General features: G+C 43.6%; 16 protein-coding genes and 1 riboswitch. Of the genes, 1 reads left to right on the top strand and 15 read right to left on the bottom strand.

The genetic code is table 11. The features are described 5' to 3' along the window. Window positions 1-40 precede the first annotated feature (40 nt). From secD to pth, 11 genes are all read right to left on the bottom strand, one after another. Window positions 41-2,182, bottom strand: coding sequence for a protein translocase subunit SecD (secD, locus tag ACGG81_RS03865; protein WP_390109685.1), 2,142 nt, complete (start codon window positions 2,180-2,182; stop codon window positions 41-43). 20 nt (window positions 2,183-2,202) lie between these two features. Continuing rightward, window positions 2,203-3,603 (bottom strand): thioether cross-link-forming SCIFF peptide maturase, encoded by a 1,401-nt coding sequence (gene scfB, locus ACGG81_RS03860; RefSeq protein WP_390109682.1) that lies wholly within the window; start codon window positions 3,601-3,603, stop codon window positions 2,203-2,205. Between the two features lie 83 nt (window positions 3,604-3,686). Then, on the bottom strand, window positions 3,687-3,830 hold the full coding sequence (gene scfA, locus ACGG81_RS03855; RefSeq protein ID WP_008976445.1) for a six-cysteine ranthipeptide SCIFF: 144 nt from the start codon (window positions 3,828-3,830) through the stop codon (window positions 3,687-3,689). Window positions 3,831-3,904: 74 nt separating this feature from the next. After that, complete coding sequence (locus tag ACGG81_RS03850) at window positions 3,905-4,279, bottom strand: TIGR04086 family membrane protein (protein ID WP_008976446.1); 375 nt, start codon at window positions 4,277-4,279, stop codon at window positions 3,905-3,907. Window positions 4,280-4,366: 87 nt separating this feature from the next. After that, entirely contained in the window at window positions 4,367-4,915 is a 549-nt protein-coding gene (locus ACGG81_RS03845) for a stage V sporulation T C-terminal domain-containing protein (RefSeq protein WP_008976447.1), read from the bottom strand. A 101-nt stretch (window positions 4,916-5,016) separates the two neighbouring features. Then, window positions 5,017-5,682 carry an energy-coupled thiamine transporter ThiT gene (gene thiT, locus ACGG81_RS03840; RefSeq protein WP_390109677.1) on the bottom strand — a complete coding sequence of 222 codons (666 nt, stop codon included), beginning with the start codon at window positions 5,680-5,682 and terminating at the stop codon, window positions 5,017-5,019. 35 nt (window positions 5,683-5,717) lie between these two features. Continuing rightward, window positions 5,718-5,819, bottom strand: a riboswitch (TPP riboswitch). Between the two features lie 51 nt (window positions 5,820-5,870). After that, a complete protein-coding gene (locus ACGG81_RS03835; RefSeq protein WP_009262928.1) occupies window positions 5,871-6,296 on the bottom strand; it encodes an NfeD family protein in 426 nt (141 codons plus the stop codon). 143 nt (window positions 6,297-6,439) lie between these two features. After that, window positions 6,440-6,886, bottom strand: coding sequence for a GatB/YqeY domain-containing protein (locus tag ACGG81_RS03830; RefSeq protein WP_390109675.1), 447 nt, complete (start codon window positions 6,884-6,886; stop codon window positions 6,440-6,442). Window positions 6,887-6,914: 28 nt separating this feature from the next. Then, window positions 6,915-7,976, bottom strand: coding sequence for a peptidyl-prolyl cis-trans isomerase (locus tag ACGG81_RS03825; protein WP_390109673.1), 1,062 nt, complete (start codon window positions 7,974-7,976; stop codon window positions 6,915-6,917). Between the two features lie 45 nt (window positions 7,977-8,021). Beyond that, window positions 8,022-11,363: a transcription-repair coupling factor gene (mfd, locus tag ACGG81_RS03820; protein WP_117576725.1), complete on the bottom strand. Its 3,342-nt coding sequence runs from the start codon at window positions 11,361-11,363 to the stop codon at window positions 8,022-8,024. A 21-nt stretch (window positions 11,364-11,384) separates the two neighbouring features. Beyond that, window positions 11,385-11,963 carry an aminoacyl-tRNA hydrolase gene (pth, locus tag ACGG81_RS03815; RefSeq protein WP_008976453.1) on the bottom strand — a complete coding sequence of 193 codons (579 nt, stop codon included), beginning with the start codon at window positions 11,961-11,963 and terminating at the stop codon, window positions 11,385-11,387. Window positions 11,964-12,098: 135 nt separating this feature from the next. Between pth and ACGG81_RS03810 the strand changes: the two genes are divergently transcribed. Then, window positions 12,099-12,530 carry a hypothetical protein gene (locus ACGG81_RS03810; RefSeq protein WP_008976454.1) on the top strand — a complete coding sequence of 144 codons (432 nt, stop codon included), beginning with the start codon at window positions 12,099-12,101 and terminating at the stop codon, window positions 12,528-12,530. Window positions 12,531-12,625: 95 nt separating this feature from the next. On the opposite strand, the gene ACGG81_RS03805 is transcribed toward ACGG81_RS03810, so the two are convergent. From ACGG81_RS03805 to ACGG81_RS03790, 4 genes are all read right to left on the bottom strand, one after another. Continuing rightward, complete coding sequence (locus tag ACGG81_RS03805; RefSeq protein ID WP_008976455.1) at window positions 12,626-12,889, bottom strand: glyoxalase; 264 nt, start codon at window positions 12,887-12,889, stop codon at window positions 12,626-12,628. Window positions 12,890-12,940: 51 nt separating this feature from the next. After that, complete coding sequence (locus ACGG81_RS03800; protein ID WP_120091300.1) at window positions 12,941-13,594, bottom strand: HAD family hydrolase; 654 nt, start codon at window positions 13,592-13,594, stop codon at window positions 12,941-12,943. Window positions 13,595-13,851: 257 nt separating this feature from the next. Then, the gene (sigG, locus tag ACGG81_RS03795) at window positions 13,852-14,631 is read right to left on the bottom strand and encodes an RNA polymerase sporulation sigma factor SigG (protein WP_009262934.1); all 780 of its coding nucleotides are present in this window, start codon (window positions 14,629-14,631) and stop codon (window positions 13,852-13,854) included. 103 nt (window positions 14,632-14,734) lie between these two features. Beyond that, on the bottom strand, window positions 14,735-16,345 hold the full coding sequence (locus ACGG81_RS03790; RefSeq protein WP_390109667.1) for an MBL fold metallo-hydrolase RNA specificity domain-containing protein: 1,611 nt from the start codon (window positions 16,343-16,345) through the stop codon (window positions 14,735-14,737). Window positions 16,346-16,368: the final 23 nt, after the last annotated feature.

Below are 16,368 nucleotides of genomic sequence, written 5' to 3'. Positions count from 1 at the left end.
GGGCAGAAGAACCTCCTCGTTCTCCCGCCCCTGTCTTTTTCTATTTTTTCTTCTGAATCTTTGTCCTCATAATGTACCAAAGTGCACCTGTGATCGTAATTGAAGAGAAAGTTCCTCCTACGATCCCAACCATCAGTGGTGCCGCAAATTCTTTCACAGAGCTTACTCCGAGAATAAAGAGAATTACAACCATAACAAAAGTTGTAAAGTTCGTATAGATACTTCTTGTCAGTGTCTCAGAAATACAGCGGTTGACAAGTGTCGCCAAATCTTCATTACGTTTTTGCACTTTCAATTCCTCACGGATACGGTCGAAGATAACGATCGTCGAGTTGATCGAATATCCGACCATTGTCAAAATACATGCGATAAATGTATTTCCGACAGAAATTCTTGCCACTCCATAGAAAACTACAACAAACAGTACGTCATTTAACAATGCGATGACTGCACTTGTTGCAAAGCGCACATCTTTAAAGCGGAACCAAATATACAGAAGCATGCAGGCTGTCGCGATTAAAAGCGCAACAACTGCGTCGCTTCTCATCTCGGAACTTACGGTAGAGCTGATATTCTCAGAAGTGATCAGACTTTCGTCCACATCAAAATTGTCTACCATTGCTTTATTAAATGCTTCACGCTCCTCTAAGTCAAGACTTCTCGTTTTGATAATGACCGCATTGGAACCATCAACTTTTTGTGTCTGCACATTTGCATCTTTTGTAATCTTCTCAACAACCGGAACCACTTTGGAATCAATCTCTTTGATTGAGTAATCCTCATTGAATGTCACATTTGTGGAAGTACCTCCCATAAATTCCAGGCTGTACTTAAATGCCCCCTGCCCTTTTGCTGCATGATATCCCATGATTCCAAGTCCGCCGAGGATGATCACTCCGGAGATAGCAAAGCAGACTGCTTTCTTTCCGAGGAAGTTGCGAACTTTCGTTGTCTTCTTCGCTCCATAAAACTTCACATCACGGAAACCGATCGCATACAGCGAGAAGATAATGATTCTTGTAATGAAAAGTGCTGTAAACATGGACACAACCACACCAAGTGCAAGTGTCTGTGCAAACCCTTTGACACTTCCTGTTCCTTTTAATCCAAGTACCAGTGCTGCGATCAATGTTGTGATATTTCCATCAATAATTGCAGACAATGCTTTCTGAAATCCGATGCGAAGCGCTGATTTCACAGCCCTTCCTGCTGCCAGTTCTTCTCTGACTCTCGCAAAAATAATGACATTTGCATCGACCGCCATACCGATGGACAGCACGATACCAGCGATCCCCGGTAGAGTCAATGTGATATTAAATGCATTTAAAAGTACTAGTGTCAGTCCTGTGTAAATGATCAGAGCAATGCTGGATGCAAATCCCGGAAGCAGATATACAATACACATAAATACAAGCACGATCGCAAGTCCGATCGCTCCAGCAAGAAGACTTGTGCTGATTGCCTCTTCTCCGAGCTGCGCTCCGACTACATTAGAGCGAAGTTCTTCCAGTTCCAGCTGAAGTCCTCCGATACGGATTGTAGATGCCAGATTTTCTGCCTCTTCATAGGAAGCCATTCCGTCTATATAGGCCTGTCCGCCATCAATCTCAGACTGTACAACCGGATTGCTGATCGTCTTTCCATCATAGACGATCGCAATCTGTTTTCCAAGATTTTCCGCTGTCGCCTTGGCAAATTTATCTGTACCGTCCTTTGTGAGGATCAGTTCCACGATATACTCTTTATTGTTCATCTCATCCTGCGTTGTCTTTGCAGAAGCTGTCTTCACATCCGTTCCTTCTAAGACAACGTTTCCTTCTGAATCCTGGAATACCAATGACCCCGGTTTTCCAAGCTCATCGAGGATCTTATTTGCATCTGTCACACCCGGAATCTCAATGTTGATCCGGTCGTCACCTTCCTGGTAAACTGTCGCCTCTGTGCTATACTGCTCCACACGCTTTTGAAGCTTGTAGATCGTATCACTCATCTGCTCTGAAGTAGGATTTTTATCCTTCGCCTGATAGGTAATACTCACACCACCGGCAAGGTCCAGCCCCAGTGTGATGTTCTTTACAGAACCAATCTTTCCCTTTCCGAATCCGACGATTGTCGTAAATCCGAGCAAAACGATCAGAAGTGTAGTCGCGATCAGGCTCCATACTCCTCTTGATTTTTTCATGTCCTGTTACCTTCTTTCCCTTACTCTGCCAATGCTGCCTTCATCATGATTGCGCATTCTACACGCTTTCTTTCCATCTCGCATCCGATGTCATATGTGTCATGGATCGATCCGTGGAACTTCTGAGAGTTCGCCATACAACCACCGCTGCAGTAGAACTTCGCAAAACAATTCTTACATTTTTCTTTGGAGTATACACTACATCCCCGGAATTCCTCTGCGATCTCCGGCTTCACAATTCCGTCATCTACATTTCCCATCAGGAACTCTTCTTCTCCTACGAACTGATGACAAGGGTAAAGATCTCCCCAAGGCGTCACTGCAAGATACTCTGTGCCCGAACCACATCCAGACAATCTCTTTGCAACGCACGGACCACCGTCGAGATCGATCATGAAGTGGAAGAAATTCACTCCTTTTCCTTCCTGCTCTCTCTCTACAAGTGCTTTTGCAAGTGCATCGTACTCTTCAAAGATCTTTGGAAGATCCTCTTTTTTAATAGAATAGAAATCTGAATCTTCCCCTACGACCGGTTCAATAGAGATCTGTTTGAAACCAAGATCTGCAAAATGCAGCACATCTTTTGAAAAATCAAGGTTATCTCTTGTAAATGTCCCACGCACATAGTATTTCTCTTGATTTCTGCTATCTGCAAGCTTCTGGAATTTCGGCACGATCAGATCATAACTTCCCTTTCCATTGCGGAACGGACGCATCTTATCGTTGACTTCCTTTCTTCCATCAAGACTTAAGACAACATTGTCCATCTCTTTGTTGACAAATTCCTGTACCTCATCATTTAAAAGTACACCGTTTGTTGTGATCGTAAAACGGAAATTTTTGTTATGTATCTTTTCCTGCTCACGTCCGTATGCCACCAGGTCTTTGACAACCTGCCAGTTCATCAAAGGCTCCCCTCCAAAGAAATCTACTTCCAGATTTCTTCTGTTTCCAGAGTTTGCGATCAGGAAATCCAGCGCTTTCTTTCCAACTTCATAGGACATCAGCGCTCTTCTTCCATGATATTCTCCTTCTTCTGCAAAACAATATTTGCAGGCAAGATTACAGTCATGTGCGATGTGCATACAGAGCGCCTTTACCACTGTCTTTCTCTGCTTCACTTCCCCGATATACTGTTCATAAATATCTTTTGTAAACAACTGACCTGCTTCTGTCAGTTCCACGATATCTCCATAGGCATCTTTCAGATCACTCTCTGCATATTTTGCTGAAAGCTTCTCCAAAAGCCCTGCTGCTGTTTCTTCTTTTTTCAACTCTTCCACAGGATTTTCTGCCTGATCTATTCCCATTGTATCCAGCGCCTGAATGACATCATAGCAAAGTTCATCTACAACATGAACGGAACCGCTGTTGACATCCAGCACGATGTGATACCCATTATTTACATACTGATGAATCACTTGTGTTCTGCTCCTTTCTTCTTAACGCAAAGACAAAGCAGCGACCGAAGCCGCTGCCTGATCTCAATCTGTGCGATGTTAGCTTATTTCTTTTGTTCGCAAGTTTGATTTCCAACTGTGCAAGATGTCTTACATGCTGACTGACAAGATGTCTGGCATTCTCCACATCCGCCTTTTTTCATTGTATTGTTTAATGTCTGAGTATTTAATGTTTTAATGTGCTTCATCTTACATTCCTCCTTAAATTAGCATTAACTTAGCTTATTATATCACATGCATGTAAGATTTAAAAGACTTTCTTTTAAGAAATCATTCCACCCGCCATTCCACCTGCCGCACAGAGCAGGAACGACGTCAAAATATTCGTCCCATTTCCTTGTAAGGTACGATAAATCCCAAAGGAAATCAAAAGCAATAACCCGAAATATAAAATTCCGACCGCAAGTCCCCACAAAAATTTTCTCATTTTGGAAAGCTTCCCGATCACAAGTCCGCCCACAAATGTGGACAGTACATAGATCGCTGTAATCCCCGCCGTCACCTTTTCCTCACTGAACTCCATCTTGTATACAAGCAGCGTCAGCAGCAAAAGAAGTAAGCCGGTCACAACGTAAGCTGCCATCAGCGCCTTTAACACCCATGTGACTTTCATTTCCTGTCTGATTGTCTTCTCCATTGTCGTCCCTCCCAGATTTCAAGCGTATTTGCACCAAATAATAAGTACACTCTAATCTATGCCCGTCCACAATGTTTTATGACCATCTTAAAATTCCATCTGTTTCCCGAGAAAAGCTGCCGCTGCAAGTGCAAGCTTTTCTGCTCCATCTTCCGTCCTCTTTGTTTCCTCTTTCATCAAAAGTACAACCGCACCGATCACATCTCCCTCTGCCACAATCGGGCTGATGATTTCCTCCGTAAAGACTGCGCTCTGCCCTTCTGTCAATAAAACAAATCCTTTCTCCCCTCTGGCTGCACATCTCTCCTTTCTGTCACTTAGACAGGTCTGAAATGCCTCGCTGACTCTTTTCCCCGCAAATTCTTTTTTTCCATTTCCCGCCGCTGCGACTACCGTCTCATGATCGGTGATGCAGACAGTACATTTTGCTACCTGGGCAAGACTTTCCGCATACTGTATCGCAAGCGGTGTCATTTCTCCGACTGGAGAATACTTCTTTAAAATGACACCTCCCTCTCGATCGGTAAAGATTTCAAGTGGATCTCCTTCATGAATCCTGAGTGTCCGTCGGATTTCCTTTGGAATTACAACCCTCCCGAGATCATCAATTCTTCTTACGACTCCTGTTGCTTTCATATAAAAAATTCCTCCATTTTACTTTGTTTTCCATTTCTGGAAATAGTATCTGTAAAATGAAGGAATTTATGACATTTTTATTTTTAATTCTATCCGATTGATTAGTTGACCGCTGTTATCTTCACTTTCTTCATCGCTTTGGAGACTGCCGGAATCGATAAAACGAGAACTGTAAGCGCTGCCTCTGCAAAAATATAACATCCATTATATACAAGCGAATATGGAAGCGCCGCCCAACCGTCCCACGCATATTCTCCAAAAAAGAGCCATCCGGAAATTACCGCAAATACATATCTTGCAAGAACGCCAAACAAGTATCCTTTTACAAGACCATGTTTGGATTTGCTGAAACATCCTGAAAGTCCGAGTGCCCCGAATGCGAGCGGATAATCTACAAGCACTTGAAGTGGGAAATAAATATATGGTTCAATCAGAAGCTGAAGTACCCCGTAGGCCGCCCCAGTCAGCATCCCCGTCGCCGGTCCATATAAATAGCCAACGAAACAGATAAACAACATGCTGAATAATGTTACCGATCCACCAAATGGAAAAGAATAAATCTTTAACATCGATGTCACCATCGCAAGTGCAACTGCCATCGCACATACGACAAGCTGTTTTGTTCCAATTTTCTTTTTTTCTTTCTTCTCCCATTTTGCAAACAGCGCAGCTACAACGATCAATGCCACAAGAATCACAGCAACTGCCACATAACCTGCCGTTGTCAGACTGTATGCCCCATCTGCTTTTGTTACAAAAAATGACATAAAAAAACCTCCTTTATTATTTTTTTACAGGAGGAACCATTCTGGTACTGCTTCCTTCCGCCGGTACTAACCGGTTCAAGTAGTGAGGGTCATCACGCAATGTGATTTCTCAGCCCTGGGCTCCCCTAGCAAAATGCTATATGAAATTTGTCATTTCATATAGCATTGTACCATACTTTCTTTTTTTGTCAAATTTTCTTTACGATCAGCTTTACACCCTCGACCCTGAGTACCTCTCCGAAATCGCCCGGTTCCAGAATGTCTCCATCTGCTTCCGCTCTGACCGTCCATTCCTGTCCGTTGACGACTGCTTTCCCTGTCTGACTCAAATTATCTACCTGCTCTGTCATCTTAATTTTCTGCCCGATCAGACTCTCATAGTTTGTCTTCACTGATTTCGCATTCAAATATTTCTGCGCCCAAGGTCTCGTAAAATATAACAGTATAAAAGTCACGATCAGAAAAGCTGCGATCTGCCATACGATTCCAAGTCCGAGAAGTTCTACCACCAGTGCCGCCAGTGCACCTCCTGCAAGCCAGATGGAAGTCAGTCCTACTGTGGCGATCTCAACGATCAGAAAAATCACAATCAACGCCAACCATACAATGCTCATCATATACCTCCGCCCTTTCTCCTTTTTGTTACCTCTATACTATATCAGCCGTTGCAATTAAACAATCTTTTTTTACATCTTTTTCAGAACTTTTTTAGCACATTCTCTCATCGCTTTTTCGGGAGATCTTCCGTTTTCCCGAACTAGTTCAGAAAAGACAGTACGATGTCATTTACAAGCTTTCCATCTGCCTTTCCTTTTACTTTCGGCATCAGTTCTTTCATAATCTTTCCTTTGTCTTTTGCTGTCGGTGTCTCCAGCGCCAGAGAAGCAAGCACCTCTTTGATCACTCCGCGGATTTCTTCTTCTGACATCATCTTTGGTGCAAACTGTTCCAACACTGCAATTCTCTTCTGGCATTCTTCCACAATGTCACTTCGGTCTGCCGGTGCAAGTTCCAACGTCTCTTTTGTCTGCTTGATCTCTTTTAGGATAACCTGTGTCTCTTCTTCCGGTGTCAGATCTCCTTTTTTGTCAATCACCTTATTCTTCAGCGCAGATAAAAGCAGTGATAAGGACTCCTTCGTCTCCTTGTCCCCTGCCTTCATCGCACTTACCATCGCACTTCTTACTTCTTCAATCTTACTCATCAAATCTCCTCCATTCTTCTATTTTCGATTATTTCTGGTCACTTTTATCTGTGTCAGATCCTTCTGCATATGGAATCTCTTCCTGCTGTTTCATCTTAATCCCTTTTTTCTCGAAACTGATCTTATCCCATACCTTTTCATTGACTTCAATCTTTACATCTTTTTTCCACTCTTCGCACAGATCTTTGTACTGTTTTTCCTTTCGCTCTTCTGCGATAGATTCTTTTTCTGCATCGGTCGCTTCCCGGTCAAGAAGGCTTGTCACTTTCAACACATAGTAGCCACTGTCCGTCTCGATCACCTCTGAGACTTCCCCTTCGCCAAGTTTATTCGCCTTCGTCATCAATCCCTCATCCGGAGTTGTCGTCTCTTCGTCAAAAGTCATTGTCTTTACTTCCAGTTCCTTCTCTTTTGCAGTCTTTGCAAAGTCAGCCCCTTCCTTAACTGCTTTCTGGAATGCTTCTGCCTTTTTCTTTGCCTCTGCCTTTTCTTCCTCGGTCATCTGCTCTGTGCTTCCGTCTTCTTTTGTCTTTGTCAGAGAAAGGTTGACATACTGCATACTCTTTTGTGCCGCCTCTTCATCAGACACTTCTGTATCCACATCTGCGACCATCGCCTTCTGCATTTTCTCTTGAATCGTCACAAGTGTCAGCATCCGCTCTACATTTTCTGTTGTTCCGGAAACAGCTCCCTTTTCTTCCAGTCCGTTTGCCTCATCAAACGCTTTTGCTGCCTCACTGATCTTCTTCTTTTCCTCCTCGGTGATCTCGACTTTGTAATCGCCCATATGGTCTTCGAGTACATACATATTTTCCAGTGTCTCTAAGATCTGATTTTTCACCGTCTCCTCATAGGATTTCCCTTTGGAAATCTCTGTAGACCACATGTCCTCTCCCATCACTCCTGAGTAGTATGTTTCATATTCTGCCTGCTGATAGCGCGCAAAAAAATTGGCAACACCTACAGTCACTTTTTCTCCACCAATCGTAACTACCACATCGCTGTCTTTGACAGACCCGCAGCCGGCAGCGGAAACTGCCAGTGCTGCTGTCACAGCAAGCGCTGCCGCTTTTTTTCCTGTCCTTCTCATAATTGCCCTCCTTCGTGTTTCTAACTCTCTCATTATACTCTCTGACTATGATTCTAGCAATGTTTTCATATCAATTAACACTTTTTTCACAACTTCAATTGGATCTTCCTCTTTGCCTTTTCGGTTTCTGTTCTTCTTATGATAGAGGAAATATGGAGGCGTATCCATTTTGAAATGCAACTCTTCTTTGTACAGTTCCAAAAGCTTCGGAATTTTTTCTGTCCGAATTCTGGCATGCTCAAACATGGTAAATTGATACTCTTCTCCCTTTTGTTCTACTGCCGTAATATACAGTCGGTGTGCCATCGCTTTCAGGTTCGCAATCGCCAGAAGCTTTTGAACTTTTCTTGGAATATCTCCAAAGCGATCGATCAGTTCCTCGATCATATCATCCATCTCTTCCTCTGTCTCAATCCCTGCGATCCGCTTATAGATATCCAGCTTCTGATATTCATTCGGAATATACGATGCAGGAATATATGCATCCACATTTAGGTCCACCGTTGTCGTATATGGTTCTTCCTCTACTTCGCCCTTCAGATGCTTCACTGCCTCATTTAACATTTTACAGTACAGATCGTATCCAACTGCTTCCATATGTCCATGTTGCTCTGCCCCAAGAAGATTTCCCGCTCCTCGTATTTCCAAATCTCTCATGGCAATCTTAAATCCAGAACCGAGGTCTGTAAATTCACGGATCGCGGACAACCTTTTTTCTGCCACTTCTTTTAACAGCTTATCCCTCTTATAGAGTAAAAAAGCATATGCCATCCGGTTTGACCGCCCGACACGCCCGCGAAGCTGGTACAGCTGAGAAAGTCCAAGCCGGTCCGCATCGTGTATGATCATCGTATTTGCGTTGGAAATATCAAGCCCGGTCTCAATGATCGTCGTCGAGATCAATACATCGATCTCTCCGTTGATAAAATCATACATGATCCGCTCCAGCTGATGTTCCCTCATCTGTCCATGTGCAAATGCCACATTTGCCTCAGGCACAAGTTTCTGAATCCGGTCTGCGACTTCATCGATATCCTGTACCCTGTTGTACACATAATATACCTGTCCATCTCTTGCGAGTTCCCGCTCGATCGCCTCACGTACCATCTCGTCATTGTACTCCATGACATATGTCTGGATCGGCATTCTGTCCATCGGAGGCTCTTCTAACACGCTCATATCTCGGATTCCGATCAGACTCATGTGAAGCGTTCTCGGAATCGGAGTTGCTGTCAGTGTCAGCACGTCTACATTTTCTTTCATCTGCTTGATTTTCTCTTTGTGCTGTACCCCAAACCGCTGCTCCTCATCGATGATCAACAGGCCAAGATCCTTAAATTTCAGATCATCTGAAAGTACGCGGTGCGTCCCGATCACAATATCTACAAGACCTTTCCTCACATCATCGATTGTCTTTCTTTGCTGTGCCGGAGTCCGAAATCTGCACAGCAGGTCTACTCTCACCGGAAAATCCTTCATCCGCTGTACAAACGTATTATAATGCTGCTGAGCAAGCACCGTTGTCGGAACGAGGTACACCACCTGCTTACTTTCCTGCACTGCCTTAAATGCGGCGCGGACTGCCACTTCTGTCTTCCCGTATCCGACATCCCCGCAGATTAAGCGGTCCATGATCTTCTTGCTTTCCATATCTTTTTTAGTTGCCTCGATCGCATTTAACTGATCATCGGTCTCCTCAAACGGAAACATTTCCTCAAACTCACGCTGCCAAATGGTATCTTCTCCGTAGACATATCCTTCTTCCTTCTGTCTTGCCGCGTACAATTCCACAAGTTCCTTTGCGATTTCTTTGACTGCCCCACGGACTCTCGTCTTCGTCTTCGCCCATTCCTGTCCCCCGAGCTTATTCAGCTTAGGTCTTTTTGCATCGGCACTTGCATATTTCTGGATCAGTTCCAGCTGTGTCGCAAGAATGTAAAGATTCCCTCCATCTGCATAAGAGATCTTCATATAATCTTTTGCAACTTTATCGACTTCAATCTTCTCAATTCCCTGATAGATTCCAAGTCCGTGATTCTCATGAACGACATAATCTCCGACCTTCAGATCCGAGAAGCTCTGGATTTTCTGTCCTTCATAAGTTTTCCGTTTCTTTTTCTTCTTTTTCTTCCCAAAAATATCTGTCTCCGAGATTACAATAAACTTTAACAGTGGATACTCGTATCCCTCATCTACATGCCCATAGGCGACCATGATCTCTCCCGGCTGCACTTCCCGATCCATCTCTTCACTGTAAAAGCTGCTCAAACTATAATCTCTCAAATCTTCTGCCAGACGCTTTGCTCTCGTCCTGGATCCAGATAAAAGGATCACTCTGTAACCGCTCCGTTTCAGCCGCGCCAGATCCCTCGTAAGTGTCTCAAAACTATTATTGTACGGATTCACTCCCTTTACCTGAAGGTGAATACTTTTCTTTACATGAAACAGATTTCTTTTGCCTTCCAGAATCGACAGCCCGATCCCCGGATACTGATTCATCTTCGATGCAATCTCCTTCGGTGCAAACAGCTTCACTTCTTCGTCTGACACTTCACACCCGGTCTCCACACGCTTCTTCATACTCTCGATAAATTCTGCTTCGACTGCTTCCCCCTGCTCTATCAGCCGTGCCGGCTCTTCCAAAAATAAAAGCGTATCTTCTCGCGGAAAGTAGTCTAGAAATGAAACGCGCTTTGTCTTCTCATCCATGAACTCGGACGCCGGATAGATTGTAATCTCTTCCAGATTTTCAATCGATCTCTGACTCTCCACGTCAAATGTGCGGATCGAATCAATTTCATCATCCCAAAGTTCTATGCGGACCGGAACCTCCTCAGTGAGCGGGTATACATCTAAGATTCCCCCACGCACCGCAAACTGTCCCGGCCCTTCAATCTGCACTTCCCTTTCATATCCAAGAAGCGTCAGATCTTTCTGAACTTTCTCAAAATCAATAATATCTCCTACCTTCAGAGAAAAAATTCTCTCCCGGATCGTCTCAATCGGCAAAAGAGAATCCATAAACGCATCAAATGTTGTGATGACTGTACACCCTTCCCCAAGGAGAAGTGCCTGAATTGTTTCCATCCTGCTGCTGACAAGCTGTTTTCCTCGCAAATCTGCATGATAAAACAGCAAATCTTTTGCGGGATATAAATATACAGTCTCCTTTAAGAAACGATACTCCTCATACATCTGCTTTGCTTTTGATTCTCCGGAAGTTACAATCAACTTATACTTGCAGTCGCTGCCAAGTGCACAGGTCAGATGTGTCTTCTGTGAACCGACACATCCTGTAATCTGAATCAATCCTGCTTCTTTTTTCTTTTCGTTCTGAATCTCTTCAATCTCTGCCAGTTCCCTCAAAGGCTCCAAAAGAGCTTCCATACACACCTACTCCTTTCATTTTTATACCGTCGTCTGCTTTTTGTTATACTGGTTCATCGCAGCATCAATTTCTCCTGCAAGAATCAGACGGACAGCCTCTGTCGCACGATCATACCCTTCTTCCATCTGCGCTCTCTCTGCCTTGGAAAAGTGTCCCAGCACATAATCTGCCAGATCGTAATTCTTTGGCTTCTCCCCAACTCCTACTTTGATTCTCGGAAATACCTGTGTGCCGAGATGTGCGATAATATTCTTAATTCCGTTGTGTCCTCCCGCACTTCCTTTCTTCCGAATTCGAAGTTGTCCGACATCCAGACTGATGTCATCGTAAATCACAAGAACTTCCTCTTCTGCATCCACTTTGTAATAGTCTACAAGTTCCCTCACACTCTCTCCACTCAGATTCATATAGGTCTGCGGTTTTACGAGGATCACTTTCTGACCATCGATCATACCTTTCCCGATATATGCCTTGTGTTTCTTTGTATCCACAGCTATATTATATTTCTCTCCCAGTCGGTCTATCACATCAAATCCGACATTATGTCTTGTTCCTTCGTACTGTGCTGTCGGATTTCCTAATCCAATAATAATATACATACATTGTCACCTCCGTTCCCATTTTACAGGATACGCCCCTGTTTGTCACGCATATTTCCTTCTGCCGTATCATAAAGTATATTAAAACAATTATTTCATAGTTCTTTTTCAAGCATACATTCACAGGAGGCATATATGAGTTCGAAAACAAAAATCGTCGTCCTTCACATGAAGGAAATCATCTACACTACTATTTTCATTGTACTTGGCATCCTGCTTCTGCTCCTTCTCTTTTTTATGTTTCTTCCTGAAAAGAAAGAGGGGAGCCCTGGAGCTAAGCAATATCAACCCGGCATATACACTTCCACACTGACACTGAACAACACCGATCTGGAAGTGGAAGTCGCCGTCGACGCCTCCCACATCAATTCTATCCGTTTCTCAAATCTAGATGACACGGTAACTACTATGTTTCCTTTGATCCAACCGGCGATCGAAGATATTGCAGAGCAAGTATACGACACACAGTCTCTTGAAAATATTTCTCTGCCGCAAGAGAATCCCTATACTTCCCAAGTCATCTTAGATACCATCGAAGAAGCACTCAAAAAAGCCACAGTCAAATGACTGCGGCTTTTATAATGTTCTGCTCTCTTAGTTGGTCTTGTACGATCTTATCAATCAACAAAGCAGTTATTTTTCCATATAAACAGGCCAATATGCTACCCTTCTACGACAAGATATTGTCCGCCCGGCAATGCAAACACTTCAGAAGCCTCCTCAAGCTCTTCATCTGACATTCCATCAACGTCTGCACCATTCTCTTCAAAATACTCTCTTACTTCCTGCAAAGAGTCTACGATTACTGCCATACAGTCCTCTAAAAACGCTTCTGCTTCCTCCAGTGTCTCTGCCACCGGCTCATCAAATAATTGTGACTGGTTCTTTAAAAACACCTTTAAACAATCCTCATCATATTCGTACATCGCATATATCCTCCTTCATTTCCTCTTTTTGTATTTCTATGCATGTTTTTCTTATGATATGAGTTCCAATATTTCCAGCGGATCATCCACCGTCTCCACGGCTCCTGCTTCTAGCAATTCTTCCTTAGAACGAAATCCCCATGTAACTCCGATCGTCCGCATTCCCGCTGCACTTCCGGTTCTGATATCTACCTCGGAATCTCCGATATAGACACATTCTTCTATCTTCCTTCCAAGCTTTCTGGCAATCTCAAATACCATCGTCGGATCCGGTTTCTTCGGATACCCTTCACACTGCCCCTGCACGTAGGAAAATAACTCTTTTCCAAATACGTCCTGCACTACCTGAACCGTCTGGGCATGCGGTTTATTCGATAAAACCGCCCTCTCAATCTGATGTTCCGTTAATCCTTCCAGAAGCTCTCGGATCTTCGCATATGGTTCTACATGATACATACAGTTCTCATGAAATATCCTTCCATAAATCTCCATCGCCTCTTCTATTCTTGAAAGATCTCTTGCCCCAGAAGCCATCAATGCTTTCTCCATCAGCACTCTTGCTCCATTTCCTACAAACTGCCTGCACTGATCTCTTGTAATCTCTGGCAGTCCCATCTCACACAACGTCAGATTCACGGATCTTACAAGGGAATCCAGCGTATTTGTCAATGTTCCATCTAAGTCAAATATGCACGCTTTATACATTGTCTCTCTCCTTTATATCCATATAATAGTATGAATAGGCTGAAATTTCAACAAGAAATTTTCTTCTGACCCGGACTCACTTGCTGTGCAAAGCAAAGTACATACTGCTACAAGCACTAGAATCAGCAGTGTTTTCATTGTTTTTCTTCTCTGCTCCACCGTCTTCCCCTCTTCTTTTTTCTTTTTTCTTCCGGCATTTCACAGAATAACACTACCTATCTTTTGCCCTATCCTAGATGGATTTCGCAATGCTTCTTTTACCCCGCCAAATACTGCCGCATTGTCTTTAGTGCATTTTTCTCCAGACGACTTACCTGCGCCTGTGAGATTTTTACCTGACTCGCCACTTCCATCTGTGTCTTTCCTTCAAAAAAACGAAGCTGGATAATAAAACGCTCCCTTTCATTCAAACGTTCCATCGCCGCTTCCAGAGAAAGACCTTCCACCCAATATTCCTCCCGGTTCTTCTTGTCACTAATCTGATCCATCACATACAGCGCATCTCCACTGTCATTATACACCGGCTCATTCAGACTCATCGGTGCCTGGATGGCATCCAGTGCAAAGATAATATCTTCTTTCGCAATTCCAATCTCCTCTGCAATCTCTTCTACTGTCGGTTCTTTTAAATGTCTTTTCATATAGCCTTCTTTCGCATAGATTGCCTTATACGCAGTATCCCTTAAAGAACGGCTCACACGGATAGAATTATTGTCTCTTAGATATCTCCTGATTTCTCCTATGATCATCGGAACCGCATAGGTTGAAAATTTTACTTGAAGATCTGTATTGAAATTATCAATCGCCTTCATCAACCCGACACAACCGATCTGAAAAAGATCATCGACATTTTCATTGCTGCTTGCAAACCGCTTGATCACGCTCAGGACCAACCTTAAATTCCCCTTGATATACCGCTCTCTTGCCGCTTCATCCCCTTCTTTGATCTTCACAAACAAAGCTTCCTTCTCCTCATTGCTTAGGAGAGGAAGCTTCGCTGTATTGACTCCACATATTTCAACTTTACTTAATGCCATGACTGCCTTCCTCCTAGAACATTTTCTAGTCAGAGGATTCTCACAATCTCCGGCAGTTATACCACTTTCCTTCTACTATTTTTCATTCTGCTTACTTTCTTCTCTAATCACGATCCCATTTTTCTGCAAGATTCTGAATCTGTGATTCGAATTTTGCCAGATCTTTGTTGGACAGTCCTTCGTTTTTGAAAATAACTTCCATAAGATGTTTTCCTGCAGAAACCACTCTCTGGAATGCAGTCGCAGCACGTGCCGCCATCGGTTTTTCCTTTGCCTTTTTCGGAACTCTCGCGCCAGCTGTGAGCACTTCATTTGTCACCAGATCCACGCATCCTCCGGAATATGGTGCAAATGCCTGGCATCCAAATTGTTCTTCAATCGTCTTTGCGAATTCATCTGTTACCGTATCCTCCCCATGCACAACAAATACATGGGAAAGCTTCGTCTCAAATCCACCAAGCCAGCTAAGTAAGCCTTTCATATCCGCATGTCCGCTGATACCTTTCAACGTCTCAATCTTTGCACATACCTCTATTGTCTCACCAAACAGCTTGACAGACGGTACTCCTTCGATTAGCTTTCTTCCAAGCGTTCCCACCGCCTGATAACCGACAAACAGAATCGTACATTCTTTTCTCCACAGATTGTGTTTTAAATGATGGCGGATTCTTCCGGCTTCACACATACCCGACGCTGAAATAATCACCTTCGGCTTACTATCATAATTGATCAGCCTCGAATCATCGCTCGTCGTGGAAAGCTTCAAACCCGGAAATACGAGAGGATTGATTCCTTGTTGTACAAGTTTCAGTGCATCTTCATCAAAGCATCCTTTTGTATTCTTCTGAAAAACGTTCGTCGCTTCGATTGCAAGCGGGCTGTCCACATACACTTCAAAATCAGGAAAATCTGACAAAAACTTCTTCTCTTTGATCTCACGAATAAAATAAAGTAATTCCTGTGTACGTCCGACCGCGAAAGATGGAATCACCACATTTCCGCCTTTTGCAAAAGTTTCCCTGAGTATTCTCGTAAATTCACCTACATAGTCTGGAATCTCATCTCCGTGGAGCCTGTTGCCATAGGTAGATTCAATTACTACATAATCCGCTTCACGCACAGTCTTTGGATCTTTGATGATCGGCTGATTGATATTTCCGACATCCCCCGAAAATACAATCTTCTTCTCCACATTGTCTTCACACATCCAAATTTCGATACTCGCAGAGCCGAGCAAATGTCCCACATCTGTAAACCGTACCCATACGCCCTCGCAAAGCTCAATTTTCTGATCGTAATCGCACGGTACAAAATATTGCAGTGCATTGACAGCATCTTCCATCGTGTACAATGGCTCATAAAGTTCTGCACCAGATCTTCTCGCCTTTCTATTTCTCCACTCAGCCTCAAACTCCTGAATATGGGCACTGTCACGGAGCATGATCTGACAGAGGTCTGCTGTCGCAAAAGTCGTTACGATCTGCCCTTGAAATCCTCGCTTGGCAAGCAGAGGAATCAGACCGGAATGATCAATGTGTGCATGCGTCAAAAGTACATAGTCAATCTCCCCGACGGCAACCGGAATCTCTTGATTCTCATAGAGATCTGGTCCCTGCTCCATACCACAGTCGATCAGAATGTGTTTTCCATTGACTTCCAGAAGATGGCAGCTTCCGGTCACTTCATGTGCTGCACCGATAAATGTAAGTTTCATATGCAAGTCTCCTTTCTGATTGC

Origin of the sequence: Faecalimonas umbilicata (assembly GCF_042846195.1) — a bacterium.
In the GTDB taxonomy this organism is placed as follows: domain Bacteria; phylum Bacillota; class Clostridia; order Lachnospirales; family Lachnospiraceae; genus Faecalimonas; species Faecalimonas umbilicata.
Note: the sequence above shows the minus strand (reverse complement) of the source record. Positions and strands in the feature narration are given on the sequence as shown.

What these genes read in the sequence shown, in the direction of transcription:
- secD (WP_390109685.1), bottom strand. Translation starts at nt 2,182, where the DNA reads ATGAAAAAATCAAGAGGAGTATGGAGCCTGATCGCGACTACACTTCTG.
- scfA (WP_008976445.1), bottom strand. Translation starts at nt 3,830, where the DNA reads ATGAAGCACATTAAAACATTAAATACTCAGACATTAAACAATACAATG.
- ACGG81_RS03850 (WP_008976446.1), bottom strand. Translation starts at nt 4,279, where the DNA reads ATGGAGAAGACAATCAGACAGGAAATGAAAGTCACATGGGTGTTAAAG.
- ACGG81_RS03845 (WP_008976447.1), bottom strand. Translation starts at nt 4,915, where the DNA reads ATGAAAGCAACAGGAGTCGTAAGAAGAATTGATGATCTCGGGAGGGTT.
- thiT (WP_390109677.1), bottom strand. Translation starts at nt 5,682, where the DNA reads ATGTCATTTTTTGTAACAAAAGCAGATGGGGCATACAGTCTGACAACG.
- ACGG81_RS03835 (WP_009262928.1), bottom strand. Translation starts at nt 6,296, where the DNA reads ATGAGCATTGTATGGTTGGCGTTGATTGTGATTTTTCTGATCGTTGAG.
- ACGG81_RS03830 (WP_390109675.1), bottom strand. Translation starts at nt 6,886, where the DNA reads ATGAGTAAGATTGAAGAAGTAAGAAGTGCGATGGTAAGTGCGATGAAG.
- ACGG81_RS03825 (WP_390109673.1), bottom strand. Translation starts at nt 7,976, where the DNA reads ATGAGAAGGACAGGAAAAAAAGCGGCAGCGCTTGCTGTGACAGCAGCA.
- mfd (WP_117576725.1), bottom strand. Translation starts at nt 11,363, where the DNA reads ATGGAAGCTCTTTTGGAGCCTTTGAGGGAACTGGCAGAGATTGAAGAG.
- pth (WP_008976453.1), bottom strand. Translation starts at nt 11,963, where the DNA reads ATGTATATTATTATTGGATTAGGAAATCCGACAGCACAGTACGAAGGA.
- ACGG81_RS03810 (WP_008976454.1), top strand. Translation starts at nt 12,099, where the DNA reads ATGAGTTCGAAAACAAAAATCGTCGTCCTTCACATGAAGGAAATCATC.
- ACGG81_RS03805 (WP_008976455.1), bottom strand. Translation starts at nt 12,889, where the DNA reads ATGTACGAATATGATGAGGATTGTTTAAAGGTGTTTTTAAAGAACCAG.
- ACGG81_RS03800 (WP_120091300.1), bottom strand. Translation starts at nt 13,594, where the DNA reads ATGTATAAAGCGTGCATATTTGACTTAGATGGAACATTGACAAATACG.
- sigG (WP_009262934.1), bottom strand. Translation starts at nt 14,631, where the DNA reads ATGGCATTAAGTAAAGTTGAAATATGTGGAGTCAATACAGCGAAGCTT.
- ACGG81_RS03790 (WP_390109667.1), bottom strand. Translation starts at nt 16,345, where the DNA reads ATGAAACTTACATTTATCGGTGCAGCACATGAAGTGACCGGAAGCTGC.